The sequence below is a fragment of the Actinoplanes sp. NPDC051343 genome, assembly GCF_044455125.1.
Lineage (GTDB): Bacteria > Actinomycetota > Actinomycetes > Mycobacteriales > Micromonosporaceae > Actinoplanes.
Genome location: NZ_JBITEL010000004.1, coordinates 39,520 through 57,069, shown reverse-complemented (window position 1 = coordinate 57,069; position 17,550 = coordinate 39,520). Strand labels below are relative to the sequence as shown.

The window sequence follows — 17,550 nt, the reverse complement described above, 5'->3', positions numbered from 1 at the left end:
TTAGATACCTTTCCTAATAGTGCTCCGACGGGTTAGCATCCCCGGCATGTGTCGATATACGTCGATGCACGCCGGGTCCTCTTTCCCCCGAGGAGTACCGCTGTGAAACTCCGATCCCCCTTCACCCTGATCGCCGCGGTGGCGCTGCCCCTCGTCGCGACCGCCGCGATCGCCGCCACCTCCGGGCCCGCCTCCGCGGCGACCGGCCCGACCGCGGCCCAGCTGCTGGCCAAGACGGCGTCCTGCACCGTCGCCTCCAACGGCAAATACGCGACCGACGACGGCGGAGCCTCCACCGTCAACATCTGCAAGAACGGCAACGTCTACCACTGGACCGCCGACCTCGACGTCGACTGCGACGGCATCGGCACCACGAACTGCAACGGCTCGACCGACCCGTGGTACCAGGCGCAGACGTCGTTCGAGACGTCAAAGGGCCAGTACTTCACGGCCGACACCACGCACTACTTCGTGATCCCGCTGCCCAGCTCGCGCTTCAACTACCAGGGCGCCGGCATCAAACCGGGCAACGTGGGCGCGGTCATCTACAACAACAAGATCGTGTACGCGGTCTTCGCCGACGAAGGCCCCGACAACATCATCGGCGAGGCGTCCTACGCCACCGCCCGCGACCTCGGCATCAACCCCAACCCGGAGAACGGCGGCACCGACGGCCCGGTCACCTTCATCGTGTTCACCGGCACCGTCCCCAACCCGGTCGAGAACAACACCACAATCGACTCGGTCGGCGCGGCCGCGGCAAGCGCCTTCGTCGGCAACGGCGGCGGCACCACGACCACCCCGCCGACCACGGGCCCGACCACCAGGCCGCCGACCACCAGCCCGACCACGCCGCCGGCGGGCGCAACAACCTGGGCCGCCGGGCACGCCTACAAGGCGGGCGACGTGGTGACCTACAACGGCGTGCAGTACCGCTGCCTGCAATCCCACACGTCGATCACGTCGTGGGAGCCGCCGAACACACCGGCCCTCTGGCAGCGCCTCTAGCAGAAACGGGCGGCCGACGGCCGCCCGTCTCTACCGTCGGCAGCCGAGTGCCGCGAGCGAGTCGCCGATGCAGCTTCGGACGTCGGCGAACGACGGAACCTCCAGGAGGCGGTCGAGGGAGATCGACTCAGCCAGTTCCTCGTAGAAGTCCTCGATCGGGCGGTTGAGCCGGCTCACGAGTTTGCGGATCGGCACCTTCGGATCGGGTACGCGTTCGACCTCCGCCGGGCGAGTGGGAACACCAAGCCGGGCGTCGGGCCAATTGATGCCCAGAACCTCGGTCTTTCGTACGGGAACCACGGGGATCAGACGCTCGGTCCGCCCGTTGGCTCCAGGCCGTCACCAGCGGATCGATCCACTGGCGACGGATGCGGTCGGTATTGCCGTCCTGATCGCGATGCACGAAGACCAGATGGAACGTGTTCTCATGCCGGCGAACGAGATCAAGGATGTCCGGTCGTTCGGGCCGAGGCTGTCTTGTTCGGCTAGCGGCGGCCGGTCGCCGGTCGCAACGAACCTGGGCCGATGAGGTGGCTTCGCGACCGGCCCGGCCCGGCCCGAGAGACGGCAGCGAGGAAGACCACATCCCGGTAGACGCCGTCCGCCCCGGACGAATCGAGCGCCCGCAGCATTGCCGGCGAATGGCTGCTGAGAAGCAACTGGACGACCGGCGCCGAGGGCTCGACCGCTCGCCTGGCGAGCGCACGCTCAACAATCGCCCGCCGCCGCCGGACCAGCGTGATCAGGCGCTCGGGATAAATGCCGTTCTCCGGCTCCTCGAAACACAACAGGCCGGAGTTGGCCGGGTCGTATGCAGCGGTCAGGAGCGCGGCGGCCCGGAGCGTTCCATCGGAAGCAACTCGGGCCGACACGGCACCGGAGTCGCCCCGGGCCCGAAACTCGACCTCGCGGCGGCGTCACTTCTCATCATCGTCTATGCGGATGCCGCTGACGTCGGCGATCACGCTGGCGAGATCCGCGGAGATGTCGCCGAGCACACCATTCGGCCGATCTTCACTAGCGGTAGTTCGCGCGATCCGGTTCAGCGTGTCGGGTAGATGGGCCCCGCCCGAGCCAAGCGTGTCGGGCTCTTCGAAGCCGCCGGCGACAGGGCACGAACTCTCTCATAGGCCACGAACGGCCTCAACCCGCGCACGTTCTGAGCGGCTTGCAGGACCGATTCGTCGGCCAGGCCCGAGAGGAAGTCAAGTGCATCGGACAGGTTCGACTTCCCCGCGCCGTTCGGCCCGAGAAGGACCAGAAACGGCGGCAGGTCAAGTGCGAAGTCGCGGAACGTCTTGAACCCGTCGATCTCGATTCGAGTGAGCACTCGCTTCCTCTCCGCCTGGAAAGCCCCTACAGCGCGGGCGGCGTCAGCGAGCCGACCGCCGACTCGAGGGCCGCGGCCACCCGGTACATGCGGTCGTCGGCCATCGTCGGCGCCATCACCTGGAAGCCGACCGGGAGGCCCTCGGACAGGCCGCACGGTACGGAGATCGCCGGGCCGCCGTACAGGTTGGTCGGGATCGTGAAGAGGTCGGCCAGGTACATCTGGTAGGGGTCGGAGGTGCGCGACCCGAACGGGAACGCGACGAACGGCGTGGTCGGCGAGACCAGCACGTCGACGTTCTCGAAGGCGGACTGGAAGTCACGCGTGATCAGGGTGCGGACCTTCTGCGCCTGGCCGTAGTAGGCGTCGTAGTAGCCGCTGGACAACGCGTAGGCGCCCAGGATGATGCGCCGCTTGACCTCGGGGCCGAAGCCGGCGTCGCGGGTCAGCGACATGACCTCCTCGAGCGACCGGTTGCCGTCGTCGCCGACCCGCAGGCCGTAGCGGACGCCGTCGAAGCGGGCCAGGTTGGAGGAGGCCTCGCTCGGGGCGATCAGGTAGTAGGCCGGTAGCGCGTAGACGAAGTGGGGGCAGGACACCTCGACGACCTCGGCGCCCAGCTTGACCAGCGCCTCCAGGCCCTCCTTGAAGGCGGCCAGCACACCCGGTTCGGAACCGTCGCCGGCGAACTCCTTGACCAGGCCCAGCTTGACGCCGGTCAGGTCGCCGGAGGCGCCGAGGCGGGCGGCGCCGACCACATCGGGCACCGGCGACGGGATCGACGTCGAGTCGCACTCGTCGTAGCCGGCGATCACCGAGTGGAGCAGGGCCGCGTCCTCGACTGTGCGGGCGCAGGGGCCCGGGGTGTCGAGCGAGGACGAGAAGGCGATGAGGCCGTAGCGCGAGGTACCGCCGTACGTCGGCTTGGCCCCGACCGTGCCGGTGACCGCGCCCGGCTGACGGATCGAGCCACCGGTGTCGGTGCCGATCGCGAGCGGCGCCTCGTAGGCGGCGATCGAGGCCGCGCTGCCGCCGCCCGAGCCGCCCGGGATACGACCGAGGTCCCACGGGTTGTGGGTCGGGCCGTACGCCGAGTATTCGGTCGACGAGCCCATCGCGAACTCGTCCATGTTGGTCTTGCCGAGCATGACCGTGCCGGCGGCGCGGAGCCGCCGCACGATCGTCGCGTCGTACGGCGGCTTCCAGCCCTCGAGAATCTTGGAGGCGGCGGTGGTCGGCACGCCCTTGGTGGCGAGCACGTCCTTGACCGCGACCGGCACCCCGGCCAGCGGCCCGGTCACCTCGCCGCGGTCCACGGCGGCCGCGGCGGCCAGAGCGCCCTCGCGATCGACGTGCAGGAAAGCGTGGACGCGGTCGTCGACAGCGGAGATGCGGTCCAGGTGAGCCTGGGCGACCTCAACCGCCGAGACCTCCTTCGACGCGATGGAAGCAGCCAACGAGGCCGCCGAGAGACGAGTCAGATCGGTCATAGCGGCTCAGGCCTCCTCGTCCAGGATCCGCGGCACCCGGAACCGGCCCTCGTAGGCGTCGGGCGCCCCGGAGAGCGCCTCCTCCTGAGTGAGGCACGGGCGCGGCACGTCGTCGCGGTAAACGTTGGTCAGCGGAACGGAGTGCGAAGTCGGCGGGATGTCGTCCGCGGCCACCTCGCCGACCCGGGCCACCGACTGCAGGATCACGTCGAGCTGCCCCGCGAACTGGTCCAGTTCCTGATCGGTCACGGCGAGCCGCGACAGGTGCGCGAGATGCGCGACCTCTTCGCGGGAGATGGCGGCCATCATGCCCCTACTTTCCCTAATCCGGTGCTGACTGGGCGAGTCTATTTGACGGGCGTCAGGCCGGGCCGCAGCGGGCGGTAGCGGACGAGCCAGTCGGCCAGGTCGGCGGCCGGCATCGGCCGGGCGTGGAACCAGCCCTGCGCGGCGTGACACCCGGCCGCGGCCAGCAGGCGCCAGGTGCGCTCGTCCTCGACGCCCTCGGCGACCGCCCGCAGACCCAGCGCCTCGGCCAGGTCGATCACCGAGCGGACGATGGCGGCGTCACCCCGATCGGTGGCCATGCCGAGCACGAACGACCGGTCGATCTTCACCTCGGCGAGGGGCAGGCGGCGCAGATGCTGCAACGACGAGAACCCGGTGCCGAAGTCGTCGAGCGAGATCGCGATGCCCATCCGGTCCAGCTTGGTGATCGTGCTGAGCACCTGGTGCGGGTCGGCCATCAGGGCGCTCTCGGTGATCTCCAACTGGAGCAGGTCGGGCTTCACCGCGTACGCCGAAAGCAGTTCGCCGACCCGGTCGGCGATGTCCGGAGAATGCAGATCCCGGGCGCTGACGTTGACCGAGGCCCGCAAGGGCCGTCCGGCCGCGTCCCACACCGCCAGCTGAGCGATGACGTCGTGCAGCACCCGCTCGGTCAGCAGCCGCATGACCGGCGTCGGCTCGGCCACCCGGATCAGCTCCTCCGGGCCGACCATGCCGCGATCGGGGTGCCGCCAGCGCAGCAGCGCCTCCACACCGACCACCTCGCCGGTCGCGATCGCGATCTGCGGCTGGTAGAAGAGCATGATCCCGTCGTCGGGCGCGTCCTCCCGCAGCACCCGCCGCAGGTCGGCCAGCAGCGCCAGCCGGTCCGGCGAATGGTGCGCGGCCTCCGGACCGTAGATCGCCACCTGGTCACCGCGCTGCTTGGCGTCGTACATGGCGGCCTCGGCGGCCCGCAGCAACTCGGCGCCGTCCCCGCCCCGCTCGGTCTGCAGAGCGATCCCGATCGACGCACTGACGTCGACGGGCAGACCGTCGAGCGCGAACGGCCGGTTCAACGCCTCGGCGAGATGCCGGGCGATCCGGCGGGCACCCGGCGCACCGTCGACCCGGGTCGCCAGCACGGCGAATTCGTCACCCCCCAGACGTACGACCAGGTCGTGCGCCGGAACCACGCCGGACAGACGACGCGCGACCTCGACCAGCAGGCGGTCGCCGACGCTGTGGCCGAGCGCCTCGTTGACGTTGCGGAACCGGTCCAGGTCGAGCAGCAGCAGGGCCACCGGCCGGCGTTCTCCGACACTCGCCTGGAGCGCCCGCCGGTTGGGCAGGCCGGTGAGGGCGTCGACGCGGGAGGCCCGCTCGCACTCGCCGGCCGACCGCACCATGCGGTGCACGGCGTGCAGGGCCAGCAACACCAGGGGCACGAACGGCAGTCCGACCTGGGCGGTGGCCAGCACGACCGGGCCGAGCAGCAGCAGGGCCGAGGTCGCAAGGAGCTCGACGCCGCGCTTCCGGGGACGCTTGTTGGCGGTGGCCAGCGAGGTCAGCGCGGCGAGGCCGTAGCGGGCCAGGATCCAGGCGGTCGCGGCGGCCACGGTGAGGACGGCGTCGTCCCAGTGCGGTTGCGGTCCGACCTTCAGGCCGGCCAGAGCGGCCACGGCCGAAGCTGCGCCGAGGGCGACAGCATGCTGCAACGCGAGGTGGAAGGTACGGCGTACGCGCTGACGCATCCGCCATCCGGCGACGGTGACGGCCACCAGCTGAACGGCCATGGCCGGTACGAATCCCCAGGCCAACGTGATGGCGAAGGTGAAGCAGATGGACGGCAGGACGACCGCGCTGGTCCGGCGGTCGGCCACCACGTAGGGCCGGGAGTCGACGAGGACCGCGAGGGCGGCCATCACCCAGTACGCGCTGGGCAGCCCGCTGAAGTGCCCCCGCCCGGTGGCCCAGAGCGTGGCGTCGGCGACCAGCGTCAGGAGGCCACTGATGAGGACGGCCCGCCGTCGGGCGGTGTTCTCGACGTTCGCCGTGGAGCTGCGCGGGCGTGCGGCATCCAATGCGACCTCCACCGTGGCAACGATCAGCTGATCGCTCTCACGATAGATCCACATGTCCTTTTCACCACGAAACGGCCTCAGCGTTATCAAATCGGCATAAGCCTCCAAACGCTCATCGGCCAAAATTTCCCCCGCCCGTGTGATCGGTTTCCTGCTCCTTCGAGGGCTGTGGACAACGACCGCGAAATGTCAGAGGCGGCTGGTTTACCCCACTCGCCCAGGAGCCAGCCCGTGGAAGCCCGCAAAACGGCCGAGATCGGCAACCGGGGTAACGCCGCGGCGGCCAAGCACCGCGCGCGGAACGCCGTAGACGGCCAACGTGAGCAACCGGTAACGCCGCAGTCGCCAATACGGCCCGCAGAACGCCGTAAGCGGCCAACGTGAGCAACCGGTGACGCCGCAGCCGCCAAATACGGCCCGCAGAACGCTTCAAACCGGGGGCCAAGCTATGCGGCAACCCCACGGCAAATAGGCACGGCCGGGTGAAGACCGGAGCGGCGCAAAGGCGGAGCACAAAGACTCCGCGAATTGGCCAGTTAGCCCCGAGAAGCGGAGCAGACCGCGACTCGGGCGGCCGCGACCGTAGCTCCCGACCGCGGCTCATTCGGCAGCGCGGCCGGGACACTCGGTCAGGCGTTATCGGCCGGGCTGTTCTTCGGGCTGTTCTTCGGGCTTTTCCTCGGGCGGGGCGGCGGTTTCGGCTACGGCTCGGGCGGCGTCGGGGCCGTCGGAAAGCAGGACGCCGAAACCCTCCTCGTCGAGCACCGGCACCTTCAAGGACAGCGCCTTGTCGTATTTGCTGCCCGGGTTGTCGCCGACGACCACGAAGGACGTCTTCTTCGAGACCGAGCCGCTCACCTTGCCGCCCCGGTCGGTCACCGCGGCGGTCGCCTGGTCGCGCGAATAGGTCGCGAGCGTGCCGGTCACGACCACGCTCAAGCCTTCGAGCGGACGCGGGCCGGTGTCGACGCGCTGATCGGCCATGCGCACGCCGGCCTCGCGCCACTTGCGGACGATCTCGCGGTGCCAGTCGACGGTGAACCATTCGCGCAGGCTCTCGGCGATGATCGGGCCGACGCCCTCGACCTGGGACAACGCGTCCGGCTCGGTCTTGACCTTCTTCGGCTTGGCCTCGACCGCCTCGCCGCCCTCCTCCGGTGCCGCCCCCGTCGCCTCAACGCCGACATCGGACTCGGCCACCGCCACATCACCGCCACCATCCGACGCCTCACCGCCGGCATCCGAGACAGCCACCGCCGGGTCACCGCCGGCCTCCGGCGCGGCCACCGCCACATCACCGCCGGCCTCCGGCGCGGCCGCCTCGGCCGCGGCCGCCGCTGCCTCGGCCAGTTCCCTGCTGGTCTGGGCGACGATCGCCTCGATCGCCTCCATCGAGCCGAACTCGCGGGCCAGCGCCTGCGCCGCCGTCGGCCCGACGTGCCGGATCGACAGGGCGACCAGCACCCGCCACAGCGGGCGGTCCTTGGTGAGCTGCAGGTTTTCGAGCAGCTTGGTCGCGTTGGTGCCCAGGCTGCCGTCCTGGTTGACGAAGAACGGGGACTGCGCCAGCTGGTCGGCGGTCAGCGCGAACAGGTCGCCCTCGTCCGAGATGACGCCGGAGTCGAGCAGGGCCTGGGCCGCCTTGTAGCCCAGCACCTCGATGTCGAAGGCGCCCCGCCCGGCCAGGTGGAACACGCGCTCGCGCAGCTGGGCCGGGCACGAGCGGGTGTTGGGGCAGCGGATGTCGATGTCGCTCTCCTTGGCCGGCGCCAGCTTGGTGCCGCAGGAGGGACAGTGGGTCGGCATCACGAACGGGTGGGCGTCGTCGGGCCGCAGGTCGATGACCGGGCCGAGGATCTCGGGGATGACGTCACCGGCCTTGCGCAGCACGACGGTGTCGCCGATCCACACGCCCTTGCGTTCGACCTCGCGCGCGTTGTGCAGCGTGGCCTGGGCGACCGTCGACCCGGCCACTTTGACCGGCTCGAGCAGCGCGAACGGTGTGACCCGGCCGGTGCGCCCGACGTTGACCGCGATGTCGAGGAGCTTGGTGTTGACCTCTTCGGGCGGGTATTTGTAAGCGATTGCCCAGCGCGGGGCCCGGCTGGTCGAGCCGAGCCGGCCCTGGATCGACACCGAGTCGACCTTGACGACCACGCCGTCGATCTCGTGCTCGACGTCGTGCCGGTGCTCGCCGTAGTAGGCGATGAACTCGCGCACCCCGGCCATGTCGTCGACCAGCTTCCACCGGCTGCTGGTCGGCAGGCCCCACGCCTGCAGCGCTTCGTAGGCGTGCGATTGCGAGGACGGCGTGAAGCCCTTGCGGGCGCCGATGCCGTGCACGACCATGCGCAGCCCGCGCGAGGCGGTGACCCGCGGGTCTTTCTGGCGCAGGCTGCCGGCGGCCGCGTTGCGCGGGTTGGCGAACGGCGCCTTGCCCTGCTCGACCAGCGACGCGTTGAGGTCGGCGAACGCGGACACCGGGAAGTAGATCTCGCCGCGCACCTCGAGCAGCTCGGGCGGGTTGTCGCCGGCCAGCCGCTCGGGGATCTCGCGGATCGTGCGCACGTTGGACGTGACGTCCTCACCGGTGCGCCCGTCGCCGCGGGTCGCGCCGCGGATCAGGCGGCCGTTCTCATAGGTCAGGTTGATCGCCAGGCCGTCGACCTTGAGCTCGCAGATGAACTCGACCGGCCCGCCCGCGTCGCGCACGGTGCGCTCGGCCCACGCGGCCAGCTCGTCGTCGTCGAAGACGTTGTCGAGCGAGAGCATGCGCTCGGCGTGCTCGACCGGCGTGAACAGCGTGGAGAACGAGCCGCCGACGTTTTGCGTCGGGGAGTCGGGCGTGCGCAGCGCCGGGAACTCTTCTTCCAGCGCCTCGAGCTCGCGCAGCAGCCTGTCGAAGTCGGCGTCGGTGACGGTCGGCGAGTCGAGCACGTAATAGCGGTATTGATGACCGCGGACCTCGTCGGCCAGCTCGGCGTGCCGGGATGCGGCCTCGGGCGTCGGATCTTTGCCCGCGGCGACCACCTGGTCGGGGGTCGGCCCGCCGAGCTCGATCTCCTCGGCAGGCGAACTCTTCTTAGGCACCGGGACCTCCGTCGTCACTCGCTTACGAGAAGACGGTAGCGGGGACCCCTGACATTTTCCGGCTCAGGCTTCCGCCTCGGCCAGTCGCCGTCCGGCCTCGCGGCACGCGGTCAGCGCGGCCCGGGCATATGCCGGACTTGCCCCGGCCAGCCCGCACGCCGGTGTCACCACGACCTGCGCCCCGAGCTGGGCGATCGGGAAGCCGAGCCGCTGCCACACCTTCCGCACCCGCTCGGCCGCGGTCTTGCCGTCCGGCGGCGGGGAACCCGCAGCGGGCAGCGTCGGCACGGCCCCGGCGAAGAGGCCCATTCCGGCCTCGATCGCCTCACCCAGAGGATCAAGATCTTTCAGCAACCCGAGGTCGAGCGACACGGCGGCGGCTCCGGCGTCGCGCAGGGTCTGCAGCGGTACGCGCGGAGCACAGCTGTGGATCACGACGGGCACGCCGACGGCCTCGATCACCGTCCGCAGGGAGCTCGCCGCGTCCGGCCCGTCGACCGCGCGATAGGCGGCGAGCCCGCTCTCGGTCGGCACCTGCCCGGCCATCACCGTGGCCAGCGACGGCTCGTCGAGCTGCAGCAGCAGCGACGCCCCCGGAACCCGCTTGCGCACCTCTTCGACGTGCCGCTGCAGGCCTTCGGCGAGCGAGTTGGTCAGATCGCGTACGGCCCCCGGGTCACGCAGCAGCCGCCCGCCGATCAGCAGGTCGAGCCCGGCCGCGAGGGTCCAGGGTCCGGCCGACTGCAGCTTGAGCGCGCCGGTGTAGCCGTCGGCCTGCTCGGTGAGCTGGTCGAGGTCGCGCTCGAGCAGATCGGCCGTGACCCGGAGGTCATGCCCGGGCCGCGGGGCGACCTGCCAGCGCCCGGCGTAGAGCTGCACCGGCAGATCGACCAGGAATCCGGCGCTGCGGCCCAGCATGTCGGAGCCCGGCCCGCGGCCCGGCAGCTCGGCCAGGTGCGGCAGGTCGGGCAGCTCCCCGAAGACGACCCGCTGCGCCTCGGCGATGTCGGTGCCGGGCAGCGACCCGACCCCGGTCGCCGACCCGGCCGGCCAGAGAAACTCGGTCACCGCGCCGCCTCCGCCGAAACCGGCTCCCGCCCAGCCGGCTCCCCGGAGCCGAGCCCAACACCGGCACCCGAACCACCAGCCGCCGAGCCCAGCCCAACATCGCCGCCCGAACGCAGGCCGGCCGTGATGGTCGCCGAGCCGAGCACGGCGTCGCCGCGGGTGGCGTCGGTGCGGTAGGCCACGATCGCCTGGCCGGCGGCCACGCCGCTGGCCGGCCGGTGGAGCCGGGCGGTCAGCACGCCGTCGGCCACGGTCACCGTTGCCGGGAGCACGTCGCCGTGGGCGCGCAGCTGCACCTCGCACTCGATCGGCGTTTCCGCGCCGTGCCAGATCGGCCGGGCCGCGGTGACCACGTCGACCTCGAGGTCTTCGCGGGGGCCCACGGTGACCGTGTTGGTCACCGGGGTGATCGACAGCACGTAGCGCGGGCGGCCGTCGGCGGCCGGCACGCGCAGGTCGAGGCCCTTGCGCTGGCCGATCGTGAACGCGTACGCGCCGTCGTGGGTGCCCAGCCGCTCACCCGTACGCCCGTCGATGATGTCTCCCTCGGCGGAACCGAGCCGATTCTGCAGGAACCCCCGGGTGTCGCCGTCGGCGATGAAGCAGATGTCGTGCGAATCGGGCTTGTCGGCCACCGCCAGGCCGCGCGAGGCAGCCTCGGCCCGCACCTGGGCCTTGGTCGAGTCGCCGAGCGGGAAGACCGCGCGTTCGAGCTGCTCGCGGGTCAGGACGGCCAGCACGTAGGACTGGTCTTTGCCCATGTCGACGCTGCGCCGCAGTTGACCGTCGGCCCCGAGCCGCGCGTGGTGGCCGGTCACGACCGCGTCGAATCCGAGCGCGACCGCCCGGTCGAGCACCGCCTCGAACTTGATCTTTTCGTTGCAGCGCAGGCACGGGTTGGGGGTGCGGCCGGCGGCGTACTCGTTGACGAAGTCGTCGACCACGTTGTCGTGGAACTGTTCGGCCATGTCCCAGATGTAGAAGGGGATGCCGATCACGTCGGCGGCCCGGCGCGCGTCGCGGGAGTCTTCCAGCGTGCAGCAGCCGCGGGCGCCGGTCCGGTAGGTCTGGGGGTTGCGTGACAACGCCAGGTGCACTCCGGTGACGTCGTGACCGGCGTCCCGGGCGCGCGCGGCGGCGACGGCAGAATCAACCCCGCCGGACATGGCCGCTAGAACTCGCATGGCTAGAGCCTATCCGCCCGGCCGAGGCAGTTTCCAAGGGCGGGAAGATCAGCGGGGCGTCTTCCAGGCGGTGGCCCGGCGGGCCCGCTCGACCGCCCCGGGCAGCGCCGTGAGCAGCGCGTCCACATCGGCCGTGGTCGACGTGTGACCCAGCGTGAAACGCAGCGAGGAACGGGCGCGGTCGTCGTCGGCACCCATGGCCAGCAGCACGTGGCTGGGCTGGGCGACCCCGGCCGAGCAGGCCGAGCCGGTCGAGCACGCCACCCCCTGCGCGTCCAGGAGCATCAGGAGGGCATCGCCCTCGCAGCCGGGGAAGCTGAAGTGGGCGTTGCCCGGCAGGCGGTCGGCCGGGTCGCCGTTGTAGACGGCGTCCGGCACGGCGGCCCGGACCCGCTCGATCAGGCTGTCCCGCAGCGAGCCGACCCGCGCGGCATAGTCGCCCTGGGACTTGACCGAGGTCTCGACGGCAACCGCGAAGGCGGCCACCCCGGCCGCGTCGAGGGTGCCGGAGCGTACGTCCCGTTCCTGGCCGCCGCCGTGCAGCACCGGCGTCGCCGCCACGTCGCGGCCCAGCAGCAAAGCACCGACACCGACCGGTCCGCCCACCTTGTGCCCGGTGACGGTCATCGCCGCGACCCCGCTGGCCGCGAAGTCGACAGGGATCTGGCCGACCGCCTGCACGGCGTCGGTGTGGAACGGCACTCCGGCCTCGGCGGCCAGCCGGGCCAGCTCCTGGATCGGCTGGACGGTGCCGATCTCGTTGTTGGCCCACTGGACGCTGATCACGGCGATCTCGTCACGGTAACGATCGAGGAGGTCGGCGACCGCGGAGGGCGACACCCGGCCCAGGGCGTCGACCGGCAGCAGGTCGGTCACCGCGCCCTCGTGGGCGGCGAGCCAGTCGGCGGCGTCGAGGACCGCGTGGTGCTCGACCGACGAGACGACGACCCGATGGTGGTTGAGCGAGGCGGCCCGGCGCGCCCAGAAGATGCCCTTGGTGGCCAGGTTGTCGCTCTCGGTGCCGCCGCTGGTGAAGATCACCTCGGACGGGCGGGCTCCGAGTGCCGCGGCGATGCGCTCGCGGGACTCCTCGACCAGCCGGCGGGCACTGCGCCCGGCGGCATGCAGGGACGACGGGTTGCCGACGTCACGGGCGGCGGCGACGTAGGCGTCGAGCGCTTCCGCAAGCATCGGCGTGGTCGCCGCGTGATCCAAGTACGCCATCGTCGCCAAGCTTATTCCGTACGCGAAGAAAGTACGGCCCGGCGGTTTCCCGCCGGGCCGTAACGAAGGTTCTACTTGCGCTTGCGGATTTCTTCCGCGGCTTGCGGTACGACCTTGAACAGGTCGCCTACGACGCCGTAGTCGGCCAGGTCGAAGATCGGTGCCTCGGGGTCCTTGTTGACCGCGACGATGGTCTTGGAGGTCTGCATGCCGGCCCGGTGCTGGATCGCGCCGGAGATGCCGAGGGCCACGTAGAGCTGCGGCGACACGGTCTTGCCGGTCTGGCCGACCTGGAACTGGTGTGGGTAGAAGCCCGAGTCGACGGCCGCCCGGGAGGCGCCGACCGCGCCGCCGAGCAGGTCGGCGAGTTCCTCGACCAGCTTGAAGTTGTCGCCGCTGCCGACGCCGCGGCCGCCCGAGACGACGATGCCGGCCTCGGTGAGCTCCGGACGGGAGCCCTTCTTCTCGGCGACCCGCTCGACGACCTTGGTCAGCTTGTCGCTGTCGCTGACCACGACGTCCACCGACGAGGTCGACGGTGTGGCCGGCGCGGGCGACGGGGTGACCGAGTTGGGCCGGACGGTGATGATCGGCAGCCCGCGGGTGACCTTGGACTTGGCGATGCCCGAGCCGGCGAAGATCGCCTGCGTGGCGGTGCCGTCGGCGTCGACCGCGACCGCGTCGGTGAGCAGGCCGTTGTCGAGCTTGACGGCGAGCCGGCCGGCGATCTCCTTGCCCTCCTGGGTCGAGCCGAGCAGCACGGCGGCCGGCTCGACGGACTTCACCAGCGACGCGATCACCGCCGCCTTGGGGGCGACCAGGTAGCCGTCGACGTCCTCGCCGGACGCGACGTAGATCTTCTCGGCGCCGTACTCGGCGAGCTTGGCGGTGTCGATGTCACCGAACACCACCGCGCTCGGGGAGCCCAGCGTGCGGGCGATCGTGAGCAGCTCGAGGGTGACCTTCTTGACGCCGGCCTCGACGACAACCAGTACTTCAGCCATGACCGACCCCTTCTCAGACGAACTTCTCGGTGGCGAGGTACGTGACGAGCTGGGTGCCGCCGTCGCCGGAGTCGGTGACCTTCTGACCGGCCGAGCGCGGCGGCCGCTTCGCGAACTCGAGCACGGCACTCGTGGCACCGGCCGCGCCGACCTCGTCCGCGGAAACGCCCAGGTCGGCCAGGGACAGCGTCTCCACCGGCTTCTTCTTGGCCGCCATGATGCCCTTGAAGGAGGGGTAGCGCGGCTCGTTGATGGTGTCCCAGACGCTGACCACGGCCGGCGTGGCGGCGGTGACGACCTCGTAGCCCTCGTCGGTCTGCCGCTCGGCGGTCAGCTGGGAGCCCTCAACGGTGAGCTTGCGGGCGCCGGTCAGCGCGGCGATGCCCAGGCGCTCGGCCAGCATGTGCGGCATGACCTGCACACGGCCGTCGGTCGACTCGGCCCCGCAGACGATCAGGTCGGCGTTCAGCCGGCCCAGCGCGGCGGCGAGGACCTTGGAGGTGGCGACCGCGCACGAGCCGTGCAGCGCGTCGTCGGTCACGTGGACCGCCTTGTCGGGGCCCATCGAGAGCGCCTTGCGGATCGACTCGGTCGCGCCGGCCGGACCCATGGTGAGCACGGTGACCTCGCCGCCGTGCGCTTCCTTGATCTTCAACGCCTCCTCGATGGCGTACTCGTCCATCTCGTTGATGACGTTGCTCGCCGAGGCTCGCTCAACGGTGAAATCATCCGCGGCCAACTCACGCGAAGCGCCGGAGTCGGGCACCTGCTTTACCAGTACGACGATGTTCATCGCGCTTCTTGGACCCTCCTGTTGTGAAACCCACCGCTGCCACCCGAGGTTACCCGCGAGTAGCTTAAGAGAGACGGTGACTCACCTCACCATCACGACTGCCCGGACGCTACAGTCGCGACAGGGAGGTGTCTGACATGTCCGGCCAAATTGCTCCACTGTTGGACGGGCCACGCCCGTCCGTACCTCATACTCCCCCACACGGCCGCAGCGGGCCCGAGTCGCCCTGGTGCCGCTGTGGACGGCTACGCGAGGCGTGCGTCAGTGACGAAGTACGCAGCCTCTGGAATGACCTTCTTGACCTTCACGGTCGATAATCGGCGCGTGTTCCGAGCGCTCACCCAGTGGTTCGATCCGGAAAAGCAACCCACGGTCGGCCGCACCCCGGACTACCGGTTCTCGCTCGCCAACGAGCGGACCTTCCTCGCCTGGATCCGCACCGGACTGGCGCTGATCGCGGGCGGGATGGCCTGCGCCCAGTTCCTGCCGTCGCTCTCCATCCACCACCTGCGCGAGATCATCGCGATCGGGCTGCTGGTGCTCGGCGGGACCGTCGCGCTGCGCGCGGTCGACCACTGGGCGCGCACCGAGCGGGCCATGCGGCTCGGCCAGGAACTGCCGCCGTCGAAGTTCCCGGCCATCCTCGCGCTGGCCGTCGGGGCGGGCGCGGTGCTGCTGGTGATCTCCGTGCTGCTGCGGGCCGTTGCATGACGACTGAAGATCACGGAGCCTCGGCCGAGCGCACCCGCCTCGCCTGGCGAAGGACGGGACTCTCGGCCACGGCGGTCGGGCTTCTGGCCGTACGCCCGGCCTTGCGGCCCGGCGCCGGACCGGCGACCTGGCTCGTCGCCGCGGCCGCGATGGCCGCCTGGGTTCTGCTGATCGCGCTGGCCTACCGCCGGGTGCGCGGCCTCGCCGCCCTGCCGCCGCGACCCGGCCGCCGCATCGTCCCGATCTACGCTCTTACCGCGGCCGCCTTCGCCCTTCTCGGCGGGCTTGTTGTCATGCTCTGATCGTCGCCGTAAACGCCCGGCCGCGTCATCATTGCCTCATGGTCCGGTTGTTCATCTTCCTGGCTGCCGCGCAGCTGGCCCTCTTCGTGCTGGCCCTGATCAGCTGTTTGTCGGTCGAGCGCGTGCGCACCCTCCCCCGGTTCGCCTGGGTGCTGCTGATCCTGCTCGTCCCCTTGGCCGGCCCGGCCGCCTACTTCGTCTGGGGTCGCCCGACCAGTCCGCCCCTGGAAGGCAGCCTGGTCCGCCGGGTGGCCCGCCGCCCGTCCTCGCCCGACGACGACCCCGAATTCCTGCGCACCGTCGACTCCGAGCAGTCCCGCCGCGACCGCGAGCTGCTGGCCCAGTGGGAACAGGACTTCGGCGACGACGACAAGCCCTAAGCCAGGTTGGACGAGCGGGGGTAGGCGTCCGCCGGGTCGGTCAGCACGTTGACCAGATAGGGCACGCCCGACGCGAAGGCCCGCTCGAGCGCCGGACCGAGATCGCCCGCCCGGCCGACGGTCTCGCCGGCCCCGCCGAGCGCCCGCACGACCTCGTCGTAGCGCAGACCCGGCTGCAGGTCGGCCGCGACGTCGTAGCCGTACACCGCGTTCATCGGATGCTTCTCGAGCCCCCAGACGCCGTTGTTGCCGACCACCATGACGACCGGAAGATCCTGCCGGACCAGGGATTCCGCGTCCATCAGCGAGAAGCCGGCCGCGCCGTCACCGAGCAGCACGCAGATCTGCCGGTCGGGGTAGGTGACCCGGGCGCCCATCGCGTAGCCCAAGCCGGTGCCGAGACAGCCGTACGGGCCCGGGTCGAGCCAGGTGCCGGGGCGGGCCGGTTCGAGGTAGCGGCCCGCGTACGAGACGAAGTCGCCACCGTCGCCGATCGTCACCGCGTCCCCGGCCAGGACCTTGCGCAGTTCGCCGTAGACCCGGGCCGGTCTGATCGGGTCGCTGTCGGCCGCCATCGCCTCGGCGTCGCGGGCCCGGCCGGCGTCCTCGGCCGTCCGCAGCCCCTCGATCCAGTCGTCGTGCCGGGCGCCCCGCTCGGCGAAGGCCGCGAGGATCCGCCGCAGGTCACCGGCGGGCGAGACGGCCGGCGTCACGTGGCCGGCCCGCTGGGACGGCGCGTCGACCACGTGCACGACCCGGGCCTCGCCGAACTCCCCGAAGCCGAGCCGGAAGTCGAGCGGCGTGCCGATGACCGCGACCACGTCGGCATCGTTGAGCGCGGCCCGGCGCGCCTTGGCCAAAGCGAGCGGATGTCCGGGCGGCAGCGCGCCACGGCCCATGCCGTTGGTGAAGACCGGCACCTGCAACGCCTCGGCGGCCGCCCGTAGCTGCTCGATCGCATCGCCGCCCCAGACGTCCGAGCCCGCGATGATCACCGGGCGCTCGGCCGCGGCGAGCAGGCCGGCGGCCCGGGCGACCTCGTCCGGGTCGGGTTCGATCACCGGCACGGCCGGCTCGCCGGGAGATGCCGCCTCGGCGGTCGAGAACGCCACCTCGAGCGGCAGATCGAGGAAGACCGGCCCGCGATGGGCGGTGAGTGCGCTGGTCAGGGCGTCGGTGATCGCGCCCGGGATCGACTCGGTGGCGTCGGCCGTGGCGGCGTACTTGGTGATCGGGGTGACCAGCGGAACGTGGTCGAATTCCTGCAGGCTGCCCGAGCCCCAGCGGAACTGCGGTGCCCGCCCGCCGAGCACCAGCACCGGCGAGGCGTTGAAGAAGGCGCTGGTCAGACCGGAGATGCCGTTGGTGACGCCGGGCCCGGCGGTGAGCACGGCGAGGCCGGGCCGGCGCTGGAGCTTGGCCACGGCCTCGGCCGCGAAGACCGCGGACTGCTCATGGCGTACGTCGTAGATCGGCAGGCCGGCCCGGTGGAAAGCGTCGTAGAGCGGGAAAACGTGGCCGCCGGAGAGCGTGAACATTTCGCGTACGCCGAAAGCCCGCAGCGCGGCAAGCGCAAGATCGCCGCCGTGGCCCTCGATCACGCCGCCGCCTTCCC

The 17,550-nt window shown here is 70.9% G+C and carries 17 protein-coding genes; 4 read left to right on the top strand and 13 right to left on the bottom strand.

Annotated elements, in window-relative coordinates; translation table 11 throughout:
- Positions 1 to 102: 102 nt before the first annotated feature.
- Positions 103 to 1,008 carry a glycoside hydrolase family 75 protein gene (locus ACIA5C_RS14355; protein WP_396054469.1) on the top strand — a complete coding sequence of 302 codons (906 nt, stop codon included), beginning with the start codon at positions 103 to 105 and terminating at the stop codon, positions 1,006 to 1,008.
- Positions 1,009 to 1,038: 30 nt separating this feature from the next.
- Here ACIA5C_RS14355 and ACIA5C_RS14350 read toward each other — a convergent pair whose 3' ends face one another.
- From ACIA5C_RS14350 to ACIA5C_RS14295, 12 genes are all read right to left on the bottom strand, one after another.
- Positions 1,039 to 1,308, bottom strand: coding sequence for a hypothetical protein (locus ACIA5C_RS14350; RefSeq protein WP_396054467.1), 270 nt, complete (start codon positions 1,306 to 1,308; stop codon positions 1,039 to 1,041).
- Between the two features lie 185 nt (positions 1,309 to 1,493).
- Positions 1,494 to 1,880 carry an AAA family ATPase gene (locus ACIA5C_RS14345; protein WP_396054465.1) on the bottom strand — a complete coding sequence of 129 codons (387 nt, stop codon included), beginning with the start codon at positions 1,878 to 1,880 and terminating at the stop codon, positions 1,494 to 1,496.
- 170 nt (positions 1,881 to 2,050) lie between these two features.
- Entirely contained in the window at positions 2,051 to 2,338 is a 288-nt protein-coding gene (locus ACIA5C_RS14340; protein WP_396054463.1) for an AAA family ATPase, read from the bottom strand.
- A 26-nt stretch (positions 2,339 to 2,364) separates the two neighbouring features.
- The gene (gene gatA / locus ACIA5C_RS14335; protein ID WP_396054461.1) at positions 2,365 to 3,828 is read right to left on the bottom strand and encodes an Asp-tRNA(Asn)/Glu-tRNA(Gln) amidotransferase subunit GatA; all 1,464 of its coding nucleotides are present in this window, start codon (positions 3,826 to 3,828) and stop codon (positions 2,365 to 2,367) included.
- A 6-nt stretch (positions 3,829 to 3,834) separates the two neighbouring features.
- A complete protein-coding gene (gatC, locus tag ACIA5C_RS14330; protein WP_364107660.1) occupies positions 3,835 to 4,134 on the bottom strand; it encodes an Asp-tRNA(Asn)/Glu-tRNA(Gln) amidotransferase subunit GatC in 300 nt (99 codons plus the stop codon).
- Between the two features lie 41 nt (positions 4,135 to 4,175).
- Positions 4,176 to 6,233 (bottom strand): putative bifunctional diguanylate cyclase/phosphodiesterase, encoded by a 2,058-nt coding sequence (locus ACIA5C_RS14325; RefSeq protein WP_396054459.1) that lies wholly within the window; start codon positions 6,231 to 6,233, stop codon positions 4,176 to 4,178.
- Between the two features lie 582 nt (positions 6,234 to 6,815).
- On the bottom strand, positions 6,816 to 9,269 hold the full coding sequence (gene ligA / locus ACIA5C_RS14320) for an NAD-dependent DNA ligase LigA (protein ID WP_396054457.1): 2,454 nt from the start codon (positions 9,267 to 9,269) through the stop codon (positions 6,816 to 6,818).
- Positions 9,270 to 9,332: 63 nt separating this feature from the next.
- Entirely contained in the window at positions 9,333 to 10,337 is a 1,005-nt protein-coding gene (locus ACIA5C_RS14315; RefSeq protein ID WP_396054455.1) for a methionine synthase, read from the bottom strand.
- Positions 10,334 to 11,521 carry a tRNA 2-thiouridine(34) synthase MnmA gene (gene mnmA, locus ACIA5C_RS14310; RefSeq protein WP_396054453.1) on the bottom strand — a complete coding sequence of 396 codons (1,188 nt, stop codon included), beginning with the start codon at positions 11,519 to 11,521 and terminating at the stop codon, positions 10,334 to 10,336. Before mnmA ends, ACIA5C_RS14315 begins: the two co-directional genes overlap by 4 nt.
- Positions 11,522 to 11,569: 48 nt before the next feature.
- On the bottom strand, positions 11,570 to 12,745 hold the full coding sequence (locus ACIA5C_RS14305; protein WP_396054451.1) for a cysteine desulfurase family protein: 1,176 nt from the start codon (positions 12,743 to 12,745) through the stop codon (positions 11,570 to 11,572).
- Between the two features lie 71 nt (positions 12,746 to 12,816).
- On the bottom strand, positions 12,817 to 13,749 hold the full coding sequence (locus ACIA5C_RS14300) for an electron transfer flavoprotein subunit alpha/FixB family protein (RefSeq protein ID WP_396054449.1): 933 nt from the start codon (positions 13,747 to 13,749) through the stop codon (positions 12,817 to 12,819).
- Positions 13,750 to 13,762: 13 nt separating this feature from the next.
- The gene (locus ACIA5C_RS14295; RefSeq protein WP_396054447.1) at positions 13,763 to 14,542 is read right to left on the bottom strand and encodes an electron transfer flavoprotein subunit beta/FixA family protein; all 780 of its coding nucleotides are present in this window, start codon (positions 14,540 to 14,542) and stop codon (positions 13,763 to 13,765) included.
- A gap of 324 nt (positions 14,543 to 14,866) precedes the next feature.
- On the opposite strand from ACIA5C_RS14295, the gene ACIA5C_RS14290 reads away from it, so the two are divergent.
- From ACIA5C_RS14290 to ACIA5C_RS14280, 3 genes are read left to right on the top strand one after another with little or no spacing between them, the layout of a single operon-like run.
- A complete protein-coding gene (locus tag ACIA5C_RS14290; RefSeq protein WP_396054445.1) occupies positions 14,867 to 15,253 on the top strand; it encodes a YidH family protein in 387 nt (128 codons plus the stop codon).
- Positions 15,250 to 15,555 carry a DUF202 domain-containing protein gene (locus ACIA5C_RS14285; protein ID WP_396054443.1) on the top strand — a complete coding sequence of 102 codons (306 nt, stop codon included), beginning with the start codon at positions 15,250 to 15,252 and terminating at the stop codon, positions 15,553 to 15,555. The genes ACIA5C_RS14290 and ACIA5C_RS14285 overlap by 4 nt, the downstream gene beginning before the upstream one ends.
- Before the next feature lie 38 nt (positions 15,556 to 15,593).
- On the top strand, positions 15,594 to 15,935 hold the full coding sequence (locus ACIA5C_RS14280) for a PLD nuclease N-terminal domain-containing protein (RefSeq protein ID WP_396054441.1): 342 nt from the start codon (positions 15,594 to 15,596) through the stop codon (positions 15,933 to 15,935).
- Here the strand turns inward: ACIA5C_RS14280 and ACIA5C_RS14275 are convergent.
- Positions 15,932 to 17,536, bottom strand: a complete 1,605-nt coding sequence (locus ACIA5C_RS14275; RefSeq protein WP_396054439.1) for an acetolactate synthase — start codon at positions 17,534 to 17,536, stop codon at positions 15,932 to 15,934. The genes ACIA5C_RS14280 and ACIA5C_RS14275 overlap by 4 nt on opposite strands.
- Between the last annotated feature and the right edge of the window lie 14 nt (positions 17,537 to 17,550).

Excerpts from the sequence above, each read along its gene's own strand:
- ACIA5C_RS14285 (WP_396054443.1), top strand. The coding sequence starts at position 15,250 with ATGACGACTGAAGATCACGGAGCCTCGGCCGAGCGCACCCGCCTCGCC.
- gatA (WP_396054461.1), bottom strand. The coding sequence starts at position 3,828 with ATGACCGATCTGACTCGTCTCTCGGCGGCCTCGTTGGCTGCTTCCATC.
- ACIA5C_RS14300 (WP_396054449.1), bottom strand. The coding sequence starts at position 13,749 with ATGGCTGAAGTACTGGTTGTCGTCGAGGCCGGCGTCAAGAAGGTCACC.
- ACIA5C_RS14295 (WP_396054447.1), bottom strand. The coding sequence starts at position 14,542 with ATGAACATCGTCGTACTGGTAAAGCAGGTGCCCGACTCCGGCGCTTCG.
- ACIA5C_RS14305 (WP_396054451.1), bottom strand. The coding sequence starts at position 12,745 with ATGGCGTACTTGGATCACGCGGCGACCACGCCGATGCTTGCGGAAGCG.
- gatC (WP_364107660.1), bottom strand. The coding sequence starts at position 4,134 with ATGGCCGCCATCTCCCGCGAAGAGGTCGCGCATCTCGCGCACCTGTCG.
- ACIA5C_RS14280 (WP_396054441.1), top strand. The coding sequence starts at position 15,594 with ATGGTCCGGTTGTTCATCTTCCTGGCTGCCGCGCAGCTGGCCCTCTTC.
- ACIA5C_RS14325 (WP_396054459.1), bottom strand. The coding sequence starts at position 6,233 with ATGTGGATCTATCGTGAGAGCGATCAGCTGATCGTTGCCACGGTGGAG.
- mnmA (WP_396054453.1), bottom strand. The coding sequence starts at position 11,521 with ATGCGAGTTCTAGCGGCCATGTCCGGCGGGGTTGATTCTGCCGTCGCC.